The following is a 15,382-nucleotide window of genomic DNA, read 5'->3' as shown; positions in this document are numbered from 1 at the left end:
AACAGTAAGAGATTGTACGCTAAACCTAGCTATGATAAATTGAGTAATCTTTATTTGTTAAGCTTTTTACGAGCGAAGAATACACAATAAGAAAGTTTATTAGCGTATTTTAGTGTTAGTCTTTCATGTTCAGAAAGAAGCATGAAAGCGCGATCAGGTATTGATTTAATTGGAGTAAATTCTGTGGTAGGTTCACTATTATCATCAGATGAAAGATCTATTTGTGATAAATGCTTATAAATTGGTAGCTCATATTCGGTAAATAGATTATTCCATTCACTTATAGAATAGATGTGTTCACATCCATAAAATGCTGTAAGCTCTAATTCTTCCTCTTTTGTAAGTGGGGCATTTCGAATCATCTCAATCGCGACTACTATACCCCCTGGTATTAATATCCGTGAAATTTCCGGTAAAGTGTGTGGAAGTGAGGTGAAATTTAATACGGATTCACATAAAATAAGATCATACGTATCATTAGGAACAGTCGTATGTGAAAGATCTTCATTCATGTAAGGTATATCAATATTTAAGTTGAGGTTTCTATTTTTTGCATGTTCAATCATTTGTGTGTCAATGTCCAACCCGGTTATTTGATAACCTAATTGGTGCAAATAGCTTGTCGTTTGTCCTGTTCCACAGCCAGCGTCAAGTATCGTGCAATCTAATGGGAATTGTTCACTTTCAAAAATTTTTTTTGTTAGCATTATTCCACCAGGATGTGCACCACCGATACCTAATAACGATAACAGATTTAAATAATTCATTGAATACCTCCATTCAGTTCCCTAAACTTAAACTATGCGGGAACAAAAGGACAGGTGCTTAGATACAGCTAAAAATACAATGCTTCTCATAAATTTTATTTAATTTTGGGGTAATCATTTGATGAATTTCAGCTTTGTATATCGTTTGAAGTGAATATTTTACATGTAAAGTATTTAAAAAATGATCGACACAATCATTTATATAACTTAAAATTTGATTTTTATAAAAAAATGCTTTTGATTTAATTTTATAATCAATATCTTTTATTAATAAAAGCGAAAAATTAATCATTTCTAAATCAGTTTTTCCGATGTATTCTGCTAGTTGCATGGTACATTACCTCCTGAATTTACATTTGTGTAATAAACTTTACAATTAATTAATGAAAAAGTATCGGGCAATTTGTCGAAATGAAAAATAAATTACTGTTATAACTATTCAATACTAGAAAAAATCGTTCTAGCTAAAACGATCGAATTATTACATAATCATTTAGTCCTAAACTCAAAAGACTTCATATTTTCTTACATAATTTAAGGCTCTTTTCTAAGAGAGTGTTGCTTCTAAAATAAAAACTAATTCAGGTTGATTGGAGCGGATTGCGAGACTCCTGCGGGAGTAGCGGGACAGGTGAGACTCATGCAGGCGTTTACGCCGAGGAGGCTCACCGCCCACCCCGCGGAAAGCAAGCATCTCTCGCTGCAATCAACCACACCGTACTACTTGGTAAATAGCAACAAAGTTTGGCGAGTCAGCCTAATTTAATTATAAAACCGAACCTTTTCCTCATAATTGTTGACGTTTTAATTTACCTTAGACATAATAGGTACATACATAAAGGTGGTGTAATTGTTACAGTGAAAAAGAGTAGATTGTTCATTTGGATTATTGTTACAGCAATTGTTACTGCAGGTATTACATACAGTATTGTTAAACCTAAAGAGGTAAGTATTGCTGGTAATGGAGACCCTTTCCAAAAGTTAAGGTCGACGTATGATATTTTACAAAAGGGTTATTACAAAGATATTGATACAGACAAGCTTGTGGAAGGGGCAATTAAAGGGATGGTTGAATCCCTGGAAGATCCATATTCGGTTTATATGGATGTTGAACAAGCAAAGAGTTTTAGTGAAAATATTTCATCTTCATTTGAAGGAATTGGTGCTGAAATTCAAGAAAGTAATGGTAGTATTTTGATTGTTTCTCCTATTAAAGGGTCACCTGCTGAAGAAGTTGGATTAAAGCCAAAAGATGTCATTATAAAAGTTGATAAAGAGTCAATTGAAGGCCTTTCTGTCAATGAAGCGGTAATGAAAATTAGAGGTGAAAAGGGTACAAAAGTTAATCTTGTTGTCAGACGTGAAGGTGTAGGCGAGTTGAATTTTACAATTACCCGTGACACAATCCCATTAGAAACAGTTTATTCGGAGGTTATAGAAGATAATATAGGTAAAATTCAAATTACCAAATTTTCCGAATCTACAGGTGAAGAATTAGCAAAAGCATTAACAGATTTACAAGAGAAAAAAGTAGAAGGGTTAATTATAGATCTACGCCAAAACCCAGGTGGATTAATGGATCAAGCCTTAGCTATGTCAGAACTATTTGTAGCAAAGGGGGAAAATATCCTCCAAGTAGAATATAATAATGGCTCTAAAGAAGTGTATAAATCAGAAAATGAGGCAGCAATCGACTTACCAATAACGGTTTTAATTGATGGTGGAACTGCAAGTGCTGGAGAAATTATGGCTGCAGCATTACATCAGTCAGCAGGGATTCCTTTAGTTGGTGAAAAAACCTTTGGAAAAGGAACAGTTCAATCAGCCGAATCATTTAAAGATACATCATCAGTAAAATATACAACAGCAAAATGGCTAACTCCTGATGGTACTTGGATTCATGAAAAAGGGATTGAACCACAAATTAAAGCAGAACTTCCAGCCTATGCTAACTTACCTTTTATTAATCCAGAAATTGTTCTTAAAAAAGGCGATTCTAAAACTGAAGTAAATTCAGCTCAACAAATGTTAAAAGCATTAGGTTATGAAGAAATTAGTGTTGAAGGCTACTTTGACGATAGTACCGAAAAGGCTGTTAAAGAGTTTCAAAAGCAACATAAACTTACAGTAGATGGGAAAATAACTGGCGAAACCACAATGAAAATTATGGAACTGATTCAAAGTAAATTGAAAGAAAATGATACACAGCTTGAAAAGGCGATTTCAGTACTGAAAGAAAAAATGTAACCAACCTTATGAAATAAAGACAGTATCCTTTACTTGCATAAATTCGTGCAAGTAAAAAGGGATCTGTCTTTTTTACTGTTGTTGTCTTTCTTTATAAGGAAATATTCAATAAAATAAAGGTGTCATATAAGAAAAATCCTTCAAGAAACTCCTACTTTTTAATAAATTATAGCCAAGTAGACACTTGTTCGAGATCCAAGCGGTTGCTTTGATGGGCTGGTTTAACTGCTTTTCCAATGGTAATCAGCATAATCGGTACAAATCTTTCCGAGATGTTGAATTCTTTAATAAATTGATCTTTATTGAAGCCACCAATGGAACAAGTATCATAGCCTTTTGCTTTAGCTGCTAGCATTAATTGCATGGCTGCTAAGGAAGCATTTAAAAATGCTGCATCTCTAGCAAATGCTTTATCAGTATAAGCACGACTAATTTGACCTGATAATGTTTCTTTAATTTCAGGAGTGATATATCCTCCTTCTACTAAGGGATCATATACTAAATCAGTATTATTATTGGCTTCAAGGTCACCTAAAATCGCGATAACTGCAGAAGACTCAACGATTTGGCTTTGATTATAAGCGACAGGAAGTAACTTTTGCTTCGATTCCTCGCTTTTAAAAACAGTAAAATGCCAATGCTGCAAGTTCCATGCTGATGGTGCTTTAGTTGAATAGGATAAAATCTCAGATAGTTCTGCTTCTGAAATTTTAACTTTAGGATCGTAGTGACGTACAGATGCTCGATTATTAAGAACTGTAAATAAATCTTCAACGTATGTTGTTGTACTCATTTGTAAAGCCTCCTTGGTTGAATTTGCTGTATAATTCTTTTATACTAAAAGTTATATACTTACTTTTTGTAAGTTTATTTCACATAACATATAATAGTTGATGTGATAAAATGAGTCAAGAAATTAAAACAAGGGGCGATATTTATGAAGATCAATCTTTGTCCGAAAATGGAATCTGCCTTTCGTCTTTTAGGTAAACGATGGATTGGTATTATTATTCATGTTTTATTAGATGGTCCTAAAAGATTTAAGGATCTGACAGAGATTATCCCTAGTATTAGTCAAAAGATGTTATCTGAAAGGCTAAAAGAGTTGGAAAATGAAGGACTTTTGGAAAGAATTGTTTATGATGAAACACCTGTGAAAGTAATTTATCAATTAACTAAAAAAGGTAGACACTTAGAAGGTGTTATGAACGAAGTCGGAATCTGGGCTAACACATATTGTACTCCTGATGAGGAGGACTGATTGTATGTCTAAAACAGTTATCGTTACTGGGGGATCAAAAGGAATAGGGAAAGAAATTGTTTTTCAATATGCTTTGAAAGGATATAACGTCATTATAGCTGATATTGATGAAGATGCTGGTAAAGAATTAGAAAAAGAATACCAAGCCAAATCCTTACACGTCAGTTATATAAAAGCAGATGTCTCACAAGTATCAGACATTGAATCGCTGATGGAAGAAACAATCTTACGTTATCATACTATTGATATTCTTATTAATAATGCTGGTATTTCAAAATGGGTTTCACCATATGACATAACGGTTGAAGAGTGGGATTCAGTTATCTCAACAAATTTAAAAAGTGTGATGTTTGCATCACGAGAAGCTGCTAAATATATGAAAGAAAATCAATACGGTGGGAAGATCATAAATATTGCTTCAACAAGAGCGATCATGTCTGAAAAAAACTCAGAGTCTTATGCAGCTACAAAGGGTGGAATAGTGGCAATATCACATGCTCTGGCAGCTTCACTTGGAGAAGATAACATCCAAGTCAATGCGATTTCTCCAGGGTGGATTGAAACGGGTGATTATCAATTATTAAGAGAGATTGATCATTCGCAACATTTTTCGAAAAGAGTTGGAAAACCAATAGATGTTGCAATGGCATGTTTATATTTAACGATGGATGAAAATGATTTTGTAACAGGTACAAATCTTGTTATTGATGGTGGAATGACAAAAAAGATGATATATGAAGAATGATTTGATAACAAAATGTACATGATTAGCAAAGAAATTAAACTAATTACCTAAAACATAGATATTAGCCCACTCCAATATTTACTTCTATGAATACTTTTTAGTGTAGGTAAATATTAGAGGAGGAAAAAATAATGTCACCTTATATGATGCGTAATTATATTCGTAGACCATACCCTGGTGGAAGATTCTTATTTGGTGGTCCGTTTGTGGGCGGATTACTTGGGGGATTAGTCGGAAGTGCGATTTTTAGACCGAGACCACCATATGGATACCCACCATATCCATATGGAGGATATCCATATGGTTATGGCTACGGCTATCCTCCATATGGCGGGGGTTACCCATATTAACAACATCAAATATGAAGGGGAATTTGTATTTCACTAAGAGCACCATTACTTCCATTAGGGATTGAACAAAGGATTTCCTTCATATCAAAAAAACTACCTGCAAAGTAGGTAGTTTTTTTGATTTAAAATGAATTGTTACTGATACAACAACTTACAACTTACTTTCAATTCAAGAGTAGGAAGATCATATCAATTAGTGTCCAAGTGTAATTGGGGTATCTTTAAGTGGGTTAAATTACGGTCTTAATAGGATATATCTATTTCTGAAATACTATGGTCGTGTAACCGAATAAGTTGTATTTCCAGGCAACCTTCAATAAACCTAGCTTTTGCTCCTTTCCTTTTTACTGGTGATGGAAGCAAATATTTATTTTGGTCAGATTGATTCGGATAGTTGTGAACAATTAATTGATGGTTTGTATGCTGTATTTTAATTCTTCCAACATTGTCTTCCGAAACAGGTAGTTTTACATATACAAAATCATTTGTTTCAAAAATCTCTGGCATCGTTTTTTTTGAAGTGTTTCCTCTATTTTCATTTTGAGTAAGTTCACCTTGAAAAGGGAAGCCTTGAGTGAAATCTTCTCCAAAAACATTTTTCATAACTGATTGTATATAGTTCTCAACTTCCTTTGGATTCATTTTATTGATGTGTTGAGTAAAACCCTTTTGATCGAATGGAAATTGTTTATTCCAAGGAAACATTTTTTCACATCCTTAATGACGAAGATAGTTATTAACATGATATGCAATATAAAAGAAAACGGTTAGCAGTGCTTATATCTTGTAGGACATGAACCTTCAAGTTTATAATGAACGTTAAGTGCATATGAAGTGAGGTTATTGAAGTGAATACATCAACAGGAAATACATACAAACAAGGTATTATTTATACAGCGGGATCATATTTACTTTGGGGGATATTACCTTTATATTGGAAAATGATTGAAAATGTATCAGCAGAAGAGATATTAGCACACAGAATATTCTGGTCATTTTTATTTATGCTTATTTTACTTTCTTTAAATAAAGAATGGAAAAATATAATGGTCGCAAGTAAGCGGATGATAAAACAACCGCAATTATTTCTTTTATTAGTTTTCTCATCATTGCTAATAAGCATAAATTGGTTTGTATACATTTGGTCTGTTAATAATGAGCATATGATTGAGGCAAGCTTAGGATATTATATAAATCCATTAATAAGTGTCCTTTTAGGAATGATCTTTTTTAAAGAGAAGTTAAATTTATGGCAAAAGATGTCCTTTGGTGTTGCGGCGATTGGTGTGTTGATCATGACAATTCATTATGGACAAATTCCATGGGTAGCGATTACTTTAGCATTAAGCTTTGGATTGTATGGGTTGACGAAAAAGCTGACAAAATTCAGTTCAACAATTGGCTTAACGTTTGAGACGATGGTTGTGACTCCGATAGCAGTGTACTATTTATGGATGATAGCTAGTCAAGGGAAATCAGAATTTTTAGCTTTTGATCTACCAACAAATTTATTATTGGTAGGAGCAGGTGTCGCAACAGCTTTACCATTATTGCTTTTTGCAAGTGGTGCACAACGCATCCCATTATTTATGGTTGGAGTGCTCCAATATATAGCACCAACCATAACGTTAGTTATCGGAATTGTCGTATATAAAGAACCGTTTACAACGATCGAAGTGATTACATTTACGTTCATTTGGAGTGCGTTAATACTTTTTACATTATCTAATTCAAAATACTTTAAAAAAGTTGAAGTAAAACGATCAAGAAAAAATACAATTGGTATGTAAAGATTAGAAGAAATTGAGGGATAGAAGATGGATGCAAAAGAATTATTGGATGCGTATCGACAATTATGGATAAACCGAGAGCTACCTATTGAAATTGATGAGACTCAAACTTTAAAAGCTTCAATTGAAAAGGAACTTAAGGATGAAATGACACATCCAAGACTTAGGAAAAGCCCTTATGAGAAGTTTCACATATCTGTCAAAAGAATTGTCGCTTCTACATTAAATGATGATTACAAGATAAAATTGATTGATTCACATATTAACGTACTCGAAACTCTTAAGAAATAAAATTATAGGGGAGTTATAAAAATGAAGCCAATAACAAAACAAGCTGTACAAGCATACTTAGAACAATTTCTAAACAAAACAGTTTATATTCATTTAGAAACGACAACAGGAGCATACTCTGCTCATAAAAACGAATCAAACATGACTGTGGTTGCATTTATCCGAAATACAAAAGTAACGTATCGTCAAGCGAAAATTACTGGAAATGGTCCTTATCGTGTCGGATTAAAAATGGATGAAGGATGGGTTTATGCAGAGGGATTAACAGATTGGGTTTATAATGATGAAAATCAATTGTTAATGGCTGGTCACAACTCAGAAGGACAATTAGCTATTGCTTTACAAATAAGTGAAAAACCTTTCCAATACTGACACAATCTAATTAAAAGTTTAATCGTTTAAATAAATGACTAAAGAGGAGATTGAAGATGAGAGAACATGTTTTAGTAATTTTACCGCACCCTGATGATGAGTCATTTGGTGTTGCAGGACTAATTGCACAAAAAAGAAAAGCTGGTGTTCCGGTTACATATGCTTGTGGTACCTTAGGTGAAATGGGAAGAAATATGGGAAACCCTCTCTTTGCGAATCGTGAATCTCTGCCAATTATCAGAAAGAAAGAGTTAGAGGATGCTTGTAGGGCGATGGATGTACAAGATTTAAGGATGCTTGGACTCCGTGATAAAACACTTGAATTTGAAGATGACGAAGAGTTAGCTGATATGATGGAGGAAATAATTGATAGCGTTGAGCCGACACTTATTGTTACGTTTTATCCAGGGTTTGCAGTCCACCCCGATCATGATGCATGCGGTGCTGCTGTTATTCGTGCATTAAAACGTCGACCGATTGAAAAACGTCCTGTAACCTATTGTCTGGCTTTTTCAAATAATCGCTTTGAAAAAATTGGTGAACCAGATATTACGATTAATATTACAGATGTAGCGGATATAAAATTACAAGCACTTAGGGCTCACCGTTCACAAACTGAAGGGATGTTAAAGCAGATGGAAGAAAAGCTATTAAATAATGATCCAGAAGCTAAGCATTGGTTTGAGCAAGAAACGTACTATACTTACAAATGGGAAGAATAATAAAAATGGGATTTACTCAATAATAAATCATACTTAATACAAAAAAGCTAATTCACTGAATTAGCTTTTTTCGATATAAGGCAATCTCATTTTTCCTCTGAATGATATGAAGTCGAATTGACAGTCCAATGGCACCTGCAGCGAGCCCAGAAATTAACCCGATCCAAAATCCAAATGCATCTAATGTTGTATAGGTTGCTAACAGATAGCCAACAGGTAATCCTATAACCCAATAGGAGACAAGAGCCATCATAAAAGTAATATTGACATCCTTATATCCTCTTAAAACTCCTTGAATAGGAGCAGCGATTGCATCTGAAAGTTGAAAAAATATCGCATAAATTAGAAAGTCCTGAGTTAGTTTTAACACAGCTGCGTCTGAAGTATAAATAGATGCAACCTCAGGACGGAAGAAATAGATGCACGCTGCAGATAAAGCTGAGAGAAAGATAGCCAATCCGATTCCTATATAACTATATTGCTTTGCATCCTTTAAACGTTTTGCACCAACTTCATGGCCGACAATGATTGTTAAGGCCATAGAAATACTTAATGGTAGCATATAAAGAAAGGAGGCGAAGTTTATCGCTGCTTGATGGGAAGCGATCGTAATCGTATTATATTGGCTCATTAATAGTGTAACAGCGGCAAAAATACTCGTTTCAAAAAAAATGGATAATCCGATAGGAACCCCTATTTTTAATATCTCATTCCATGCCTTAAAAGAAGCCTTATAAAATTTTTTAAATACGTAATACTCTTTAAAAGGAGACTGCTTCATAATAATGACTAACGCTATGGCAGTAATACACCAATACGTAATAGCTGAGGCAATACCTGCACCGATTCCCCCAAGTTTAGGAGCTCCGAATTTTCCAAAAATGAATAAATAATTAAACGCAAAATTAATTGGTAGAGAGGTCAAAGTAATAAACATTGTCACTCTAGTAAACCCTAGTGCATCGATAAAACATCTTAAAACAGCGTAAATAAACAAAGGTAAAATGCCAAAAGATAAGGCAATTAAATAACCCTTTGCAATATGGCGGACTTCTTGCTCTAACCCCATGTTGGTTAAAATTGGATCTAAGGAAAAATAACCAACAATGACAATAATTATTGAAAGTATCACACTTAAATATAAACCTTGGATAATCATATTTGGTACTTCTTTATTTTTTTTTGCTCCAACTAAATGAGCAACAATTGGTGTTATGGAGAGTAAGATTCCACTTAATCCGGTATAAACTGGCACCCAAAGACTTGAACCAATTGCAACCCCTGCTAAGTCAGTAGGATGAACTTTTCCTGACATTGTTGTATCGAAAAAGTTCATCGAATACAACCCTAATTGTGTAATGAGAATGGGAAATAAAATACTTGATAATTGAATGATCTTTTCTCGTTTTGTAACTGTTTTCTTCATATAAATATCCTCGTTTCTGCTTGTTGACTAGAGAATTATAACATGAAAAAAACAAAAGAAACCTTATTTTGGTTGATTGTCTGATTTTCTAGATTCACCTTTAAACATTTGATAATAAAAGAAGCCTAATGAAAGAACTCCAAGGATACTAAAGGTATATTGTAGTATTTTATGTGTAATCAATGGCAAAACCTCCCATTAATAGTATGATGAAAAAATTGGAAAAGATACATCGGAAAATAAAATGATAATTATCCTGCATAATAATAAAACTAAAACAAAGGAAGGGGCGGATATTATGGAAGGCTACAATACAGTTACAAATATTAAAAATCATATAGCTTTTCATTTAGAACAAATTATTAAAGAAGCAGAAATGATGAGATCTTCGATAGAGGACAAGGACTATTGCTTATTATGCGAACTTGCACATATTAAAGAACAGTTTAATGAAATTCAGTCTTCTGCTTCTTTTTTTTACTTAAAGACCTATATAGCAGACTTTACAAAAAAATACATTGACATCGCAAAAGCTATTCAAAATTTATCTGAGCGACGCCATGGAGCTCTAATGATAGTTGAACGTAATAATCCAGTGGATAGCCTACTACAAGGGGGGATTAAATTAAATGCAAATCTATCGAACAGATTGATTGAAAGTATATTCTTTCCGGGCAATCCTTTACATGATGGAGCGCTTCATATAAAAGGGGACTATATCGTTTCAGCTGCGAATGTTTTGCCATTAACTACACAAAACTTTGGTAATGAAAAAGTTGGTACAAGACATCGAGCTGCAATTGGACTTTCAGAAATGTTAGATGCTCTTGTATTAGTGGTCTCAGAGGAAACAGGAAGAATGTCTTTTGCCTTGGACGGTACACTTTATCCAATAAGTACGACTAAGGATAGTATTCACTAGTTAAATCAAAATCAGTTTTATTAACATTGGAATTGGATTGCTTTTTTGGGGAGAAAATTAAAACCTTTATAAATTTTAACGATATAAGATCATAAGAAACATTTACATATCAAAAAGGAGGCTGTCGATTTTTAATTAGCCTCCTATTTGCATTTATTTAATCAATGGATTTTTGTGAAGTTTTCATTGTCAGCAACTCTTCGTTTATGTATGATAAAAATGAGAAATTTGTTTCATTTTACCTATTTTTATCTATTTATACCATTTTTCTAATAATTTTGTAGTTTTTCGTCTACTAATCTATTAAACTAAGTTTGTATACAAGCCTAGGAGGTACTATTTGGAATGAAACAAAAACTGATTGGATTGACAGCAACAGCTGTAGTAGGATCGTCCCTATTTACTACAATTGCCGCAGCAGACAATGTGAAGGTGGAAAGCGGGGATACTCTATGGGAGATATCTCATAAATATAACACGTCTGTTAATACATTAATGAGTCTGAATGGACTAAAGTCGGATTTCTTAAGGGTAGGACAAGTTCTAGAAATTCCAGGTACAACTAATAATCCGTCTTCTGGAACACCAGCTAAATCTGAAACAACACCAAAAACATCAACAACACCGGAAACTTCTACTAAAACACATAAGGTGAAATCTGGAGATTCTTTATGGGATTTAGCTAGGTCGTATGGTACATCAGTAGCTGAATTGAAAACGCTCAATGGTCTAAAAAGTGATATGATTTACGTAGGGCAAAATCTTATCGTAAATAAATCGACTACACAATCAACAGGAAATAGTCAAACAGAAGAACCTGTTAAGCAGCCTACTCAAACAGGTACAACTAGTTCATACACAGTAAAATCTGGTGATTCTTTATGGAAAATCGCCAATAAGAATAACCTAACTATCGCAGAGATTAAGGTTGCTAATAATCTAACATCAGACCAGATAAGAATCGGGCAAGTTTTAAAGCTGACAGGGGCAGTAAATACACCTGCTGAGGATAAAACAGTTGCTCCGGAAACTTCAACCAATTCAAGTAAAGTTGATAAAATGATTAGTGAAGCTAAAGCCTTAATGGGTACTCCGTATAGATGGGCTGGGAATACACCTTCTGGTTTTGATTGCAGTGGATTCATTTACTATGTCCTAAATAAAGTTACATCTGTTTCTCGTTTAAGCACAGCGGGATATTGGGATATGATGAAGTCAATTAGTACACCTTCAAAAGGTGATTTTGTCTATTTTACAACCTATAAAGCAGGTCCCTCACATATGGGAATTTATTTAGGAAATAATGAATTTATTCATGCTAGTAGTTCAGGTGTTACAATATCCAACTTAGATAATTCGTATTGGAAGCAACGCTATTTAGGTGCTAAACGTTTCTAAAAATTAGTTAGTTATCTATTTAAAAAAGAGCCTAATTGATAGGTTCTTTTTTTTATATGTTAATACTGCCTAAAAATAAAAATCTACAGCTGGCATTTTTCACTATTTAGTTAACGACATTCTTCTATTCGTTTCCTTTGTAACAAACACTCGTTTCTAGTATACTCATCTTTGTTATGTTAATAAAAAGAGATAGATAAGTTAGAAAGAAGGACAATTTGAATATGGATAATTTACAATCTTTTAATTTACCTGAAGAAATAAAAACACTTATACAAAATCGTTCACAATGCCCAATTAAGGATGAAGAAGCTTTATTAGTGGGGCAAGGCGGGTTTACTCCATCAGATGATTCGATTTTAATAGATGCAATGATTGCACTGGCATTAGGGAAAAATGTTTTATTAAAAGGTCCAACAGGATCTGGTAAGACAAAGCTTGCAGAAACATTGTCTAATTTATTTCAACAACCAATGCACAGTATAAACTGTTCAATTGATATGGATGCGGAAGCACTTTTAGGATTTAAAACAATTGAAAATCAAAATGGATCCACAACGATTAAATTTGTGTCTGGTCCTGTTGTAAAAGCAATGAAAAGTGGACATTTATTATATATTGATGAAATAAATATGGCAAAACCTGAAACATTACCTATATTAAATGGAGTGCTTGATTATCGAAGAATGATCACAAATCCATTTACTGGTGAAGTTATTAAAGCAGATAAATATTTTGGTGTGATTGCAGCAATAAATGAAGGGTATGTCGGGACAGTACCTTTAAATGAGGCGCTGAAAAATCGTTTTGTCGTAATCGATGTACCTTATATTCAAGGTCAAGAATTAAATAATGTCTTGCAAAGCCAATCAAGACTTACTGATCAGAAATTATTAAATACTTTTACGAAGCTTTCAGCAGATTTGCTTGCACTTGTACATAATGGGCAAGTATCAGAGGAAGCAGCTTCAATTCGTGCATTAATAGACACCTGTGATTTAGCAGGATTTTTACCACCACTTCGCGCGATTGAAAGAGGAATAGTTGATAAGCTAGAGGATGAAAGGGAAAAAGCGGCCATTCGTAATCTAGCAGAGACTTTATTCGAGTGAGGTTATTACATTGAGATTTATTAAGTTTAACGATCAACAAGTTGATTCCTTTTTATTTATGGAATTATCTGACCTTGCAAAGGCACTTACGAAACTGAGTGATATTGAGGTTGACTATAGTGTACAATCTTATATAGATCCCACACAGGGGAAAATATATGTTAGCCATTTTTGGGATCATCGTGAAAAAAACGAAACTGTTCCAGCATTGAAAAGTGATATTTATCTAAGATGTATTGGTAATTTTTATCATACAAACTTTCAAGAAATCGGATTATTTATCGAGAAAACGAAGCTATTAAAGCTTGAAGGCTTTGCGAAACAATTATGTATGTTATTAGAAGATATACGCCTTGAGGAATTATGTAAAAAAGAACGACCAGGTACAAAACGAGCTTTTGAGGTAAGAAGAACTTTATATCGAAAATATTTTCAAAGTCAGCTAACCATTCATCAAGAACGTAGTATTTTGACAGATGCTCTCTTTAATACTCTTTATTTACGATTAACAGCACAATCTCCATTAGAACAAATGCCATTATTATCAGAAAGTGTGGATCGTGCTCTTCCATTTATTGAATCTAAAATCTTTCAAGTTTATGAAGTAAATACAACAAAAGCGGTTATCCAAATTGTCTTAGACATAATGGATGTTTTAGAAGAAATGCTTGAAAAAGATATGCTAAATACCTATTTCTATTTAGCTGATTTACCTTATGGGTCCTATCAAACAAATAGTCTTTTTGATGAGTTAAAACGTAAATCTAAATTGAAAAATAAAGACTCTCTGGAGGAAGCCAAAAAAGGTGATGAAGATGTACATGGAGACAAGTTACCAACTTGGCATAGTGAAACTAGCAAACCTACGAAAAGCTTTTTACAATTTGATTTAGAGCAAGGGACAAACACGACAATAAATGGAGATGGTATTGTCCGTGAAGGTGATGATGGTGATCAAGCACTTGCGATGGTTCAAGGCACGTCAAAAAAAGCGAAAAAGAACGATTATTCAAAATTAGAAGCATTGGAAAATAAAAGTGAAGATCGTTCCATGGCAGGTGACCTTGTTTATGGTAAAGAAAATAAATTTGCAGTTCCTGTATTTATTGAAGCTAAACAACCTTTACTAAACGAAATAGATCAATATAAAAAAGATCGCAATGACATTCTTTTATTTCAGAATAAGCTAAAGCTAATGATTCAGAAAACATTGGAGCATAAAAGAACTCTACCTAGAACTGATCTTCATATCGGTAGGTTAAATAAAAAACTATTAAGACTTCTTACTGATGAAAATCCGAAGTTATTTTATAAAAAACAAGAAAAATCGCAGCAAATTGATGCAGTTTTTACACTCTTAGTCGATTGTTCTGCATCCATGTTTAATAAAATGGAACAAACGAAATTAGGAATCACACTTTTTCATGAAACATTAAAATCGGTGAGAGTACCACATCAAATCGTTGGATTCTGGGAAGATACAAATGAAGCTTCAAAAACACGTCAACCAAATCATTTCCACACCGTAATAACATTTGAAGATTCTCTAAAGCAACAATCCGGTCCTGAGATCATGCAGCTATCACCGGAAGAGGATAACCGTGATGGTTACGCTATAAGACATATGACAAAGCAATTAACGATGCGAAATGAAAAACAAAAGTTTCTTCTCGTATTTTCAGATGGTGAACCTGCTGCAATGGGATATGAGAGAAATGGTATTATTGACACACATGAAGCAGTTTTAGAGGCAAGAAAACTGGGAATAGAAGTAATGAACGTATTTTTATCACGTGGAGAAATTGACGAAACCACAAAAAAGACGATTCAGAATATATATGGAAAATATAGTATCTTTGTTGATAAAATAGAAGAGCTTCCAGAGCAACTATTTCCGTTATTGAAAAGATTACTTTTAAAGACCATTTAACTTTAGGCCTCTAGCTATTAGTAAAGAAACTAGAGGTCTTTTATTAATG

17 protein-coding genes are annotated in these 15,382 nt (G+C 33.6%); 12 read left to right on the top strand and 5 right to left on the bottom strand.

What is annotated here, in order from left to right; genetic code table 11:
• Positions 1-50: 50 nt before the first annotated feature.
• A complete protein-coding gene (locus I7822_RS11020) occupies positions 51-767 on the bottom strand; it encodes a class I SAM-dependent methyltransferase (protein WP_207977952.1) in 717 nt (238 codons plus the stop codon).
• A 58-nt stretch (positions 768-825) separates the two neighbouring features.
• A complete protein-coding gene (locus tag I7822_RS11015) occupies positions 826-1,098 on the bottom strand; it encodes a hypothetical protein (RefSeq protein ID WP_207977950.1) in 273 nt (90 codons plus the stop codon).
• Positions 1,099-1,625: 527 nt separating this feature from the next.
• Here I7822_RS11015 and I7822_RS11010 point away from each other — a divergent pair.
• The gene (locus I7822_RS11010) at positions 1,626-3,014 is read left to right on the top strand and encodes a S41 family peptidase (RefSeq protein WP_207977948.1); all 1,389 of its coding nucleotides are present in this window, start codon (positions 1,626-1,628) and stop codon (positions 3,012-3,014) included.
• Positions 3,015-3,180: 166 nt separating this feature from the next.
• Here I7822_RS11010 and I7822_RS11005 read toward each other — a convergent pair whose 3' ends face one another.
• Positions 3,181-3,807 carry a nitroreductase family protein gene (locus I7822_RS11005; RefSeq protein WP_207977942.1) on the bottom strand — a complete coding sequence of 209 codons (627 nt, stop codon included), beginning with the start codon at positions 3,805-3,807 and terminating at the stop codon, positions 3,181-3,183.
• 144 nt (positions 3,808-3,951) lie between these two features.
• Between I7822_RS11005 and I7822_RS11000 the strand changes: the two genes are divergently transcribed.
• From I7822_RS11000 to I7822_RS10990, 3 genes are all read left to right on the top strand, one after another.
• A complete protein-coding gene (locus I7822_RS11000) occupies positions 3,952-4,275 on the top strand; it encodes a winged helix-turn-helix transcriptional regulator (protein ID WP_207977940.1) in 324 nt (107 codons plus the stop codon).
• A gap of 4 nt (positions 4,276-4,279) precedes the next feature.
• On the top strand, positions 4,280-5,020 hold the full coding sequence (locus I7822_RS10995) for an SDR family oxidoreductase (protein WP_207977938.1): 741 nt from the start codon (positions 4,280-4,282) through the stop codon (positions 5,018-5,020).
• Between the two features lie 131 nt (positions 5,021-5,151).
• A complete protein-coding gene (locus I7822_RS10990) occupies positions 5,152-5,370 on the top strand; it encodes a hypothetical protein (RefSeq protein ID WP_243459409.1) in 219 nt (72 codons plus the stop codon).
• A gap of 243 nt (positions 5,371-5,613) precedes the next feature.
• Here the strand turns inward: I7822_RS10990 and I7822_RS10985 are convergent, their stop codons facing one another.
• The gene (locus I7822_RS10985) at positions 5,614-6,075 is read right to left on the bottom strand and encodes an Hsp20/alpha crystallin family protein (RefSeq protein ID WP_207977936.1); all 462 of its coding nucleotides are present in this window, start codon (positions 6,073-6,075) and stop codon (positions 5,614-5,616) included.
• A gap of 143 nt (positions 6,076-6,218) precedes the next feature.
• On the opposite strand from I7822_RS10985, the gene rarD reads away from it, so the two are divergent.
• Genes rarD through bshB2 form a run of 4 tightly spaced genes read left to right on the top strand, consistent with a single transcriptional unit; the run spans position 6,219 to position 8,545 of the window.
• Positions 6,219-7,160: an EamA family transporter RarD gene (gene rarD, locus I7822_RS10980; RefSeq protein WP_207977934.1), complete on the top strand. Its 942-nt coding sequence runs from the start codon at positions 6,219-6,221 to the stop codon at positions 7,158-7,160.
• Positions 7,161-7,187: 27 nt separating this feature from the next.
• Complete coding sequence (gene yoyC / locus I7822_RS10975; protein WP_207977932.1) at positions 7,188-7,451, top strand: protein YoyC; 264 nt, start codon at positions 7,188-7,190, stop codon at positions 7,449-7,451.
• 21 nt (positions 7,452-7,472) lie between these two features.
• Positions 7,473-7,823 (top strand): YojF family protein, encoded by a 351-nt coding sequence (locus tag I7822_RS10970; protein ID WP_207977930.1) that lies wholly within the window; start codon positions 7,473-7,475, stop codon positions 7,821-7,823.
• A gap of 56 nt (positions 7,824-7,879) precedes the next feature.
• Complete coding sequence (bshB2, locus tag I7822_RS10965) at positions 7,880-8,545, top strand: bacillithiol biosynthesis deacetylase BshB2 (RefSeq protein WP_207977928.1); 666 nt, start codon at positions 7,880-7,882, stop codon at positions 8,543-8,545.
• 52 nt (positions 8,546-8,597) lie between these two features.
• On the opposite strand, the gene I7822_RS10960 is transcribed toward bshB2, so the two are convergent.
• A complete protein-coding gene (locus I7822_RS10960; protein WP_207977926.1) occupies positions 8,598-9,971 on the bottom strand; it encodes an MATE family efflux transporter in 1,374 nt (457 codons plus the stop codon).
• Between the two features lie 298 nt (positions 9,972-10,269).
• Between I7822_RS10960 and cdaS the strand changes: the two genes are divergently transcribed.
• From cdaS to I7822_RS10940, 4 genes are all read left to right on the top strand, one after another.
• Entirely contained in the window at positions 10,270-10,893 is a 624-nt protein-coding gene (cdaS, locus tag I7822_RS10955) for a sporulation-specific diadenylate cyclase CdaS (RefSeq protein ID WP_207977924.1), read from the top strand.
• 345 nt (positions 10,894-11,238) lie between these two features.
• Positions 11,239-12,291: a C40 family peptidase gene (locus I7822_RS10950; RefSeq protein WP_207977917.1), complete on the top strand. Its 1,053-nt coding sequence runs from the start codon at positions 11,239-11,241 to the stop codon at positions 12,289-12,291.
• A 224-nt stretch (positions 12,292-12,515) separates the two neighbouring features.
• Entirely contained in the window at positions 12,516-13,403 is an 888-nt protein-coding gene (locus tag I7822_RS10945) for an AAA family ATPase (protein ID WP_207977915.1), read from the top strand.
• A 10-nt stretch (positions 13,404-13,413) separates the two neighbouring features.
• Positions 13,414-15,333 (top strand): vWA domain-containing protein, encoded by a 1,920-nt coding sequence (locus tag I7822_RS10940; protein WP_207977913.1) that lies wholly within the window; start codon positions 13,414-13,416, stop codon positions 15,331-15,333.
• Positions 15,334-15,382 lie beyond the last annotated feature (49 nt).

The sequence above is a fragment of the Metabacillus bambusae genome (assembly GCF_017497975.1).
GTDB lineage: Bacteria > Bacillota > Bacilli > Bacillales > Bacillaceae > Metabacillus > Metabacillus bambusae.
This window is presented reverse-complemented; position numbering and strand designations above follow the sequence as displayed.

Bases quoted from the DNA above. Each gene is read 5' to 3' on its own strand.
- I7822_RS10985 (WP_207977936.1), bottom strand. From the start codon at position 6,075: ATGTTTCCTTGGAATAAACAATTTCCATTCGATCAAAAGGGTTTTACT.
- I7822_RS10995 (WP_207977938.1), top strand. From the start codon at position 4,280: ATGTCTAAAACAGTTATCGTTACTGGGGGATCAAAAGGAATAGGGAAA.
- I7822_RS10945 (WP_207977915.1), top strand. From the start codon at position 12,516: ATGGATAATTTACAATCTTTTAATTTACCTGAAGAAATAAAAACACTT.
- I7822_RS11005 (WP_207977942.1), bottom strand. From the start codon at position 3,807: ATGAGTACAACAACATACGTTGAAGATTTATTTACAGTTCTTAATAAT.
- yoyC (WP_207977932.1), top strand. From the start codon at position 7,188: ATGGATGCAAAAGAATTATTGGATGCGTATCGACAATTATGGATAAAC.
- I7822_RS11020 (WP_207977952.1), bottom strand. From the start codon at position 767: ATGAATTATTTAAATCTGTTATCGTTATTAGGTATCGGTGGTGCACAT.
- I7822_RS10950 (WP_207977917.1), top strand. From the start codon at position 11,239: ATGAAACAAAAACTGATTGGATTGACAGCAACAGCTGTAGTAGGATCG.
- I7822_RS11015 (WP_207977950.1), bottom strand. From the start codon at position 1,098: ATGCAACTAGCAGAATACATCGGAAAAACTGATTTAGAAATGATTAAT.
- I7822_RS10990 (WP_243459409.1), top strand. From the start codon at position 5,152: ATGTCACCTTATATGATGCGTAATTATATTCGTAGACCATACCCTGGT.
- cdaS (WP_207977924.1), top strand. From the start codon at position 10,270: ATGGAAGGCTACAATACAGTTACAAATATTAAAAATCATATAGCTTTT.
- bshB2 (WP_207977928.1), top strand. From the start codon at position 7,880: ATGAGAGAACATGTTTTAGTAATTTTACCGCACCCTGATGATGAGTCA.
- I7822_RS11000 (WP_207977940.1), top strand. From the start codon at position 3,952: ATGAAGATCAATCTTTGTCCGAAAATGGAATCTGCCTTTCGTCTTTTA.
- I7822_RS10960 (WP_207977926.1), bottom strand. From the start codon at position 9,971: ATGAAGAAAACAGTTACAAAACGAGAAAAGATCATTCAATTATCAAGT.
- I7822_RS10970 (WP_207977930.1), top strand. From the start codon at position 7,473: ATGAAGCCAATAACAAAACAAGCTGTACAAGCATACTTAGAACAATTT.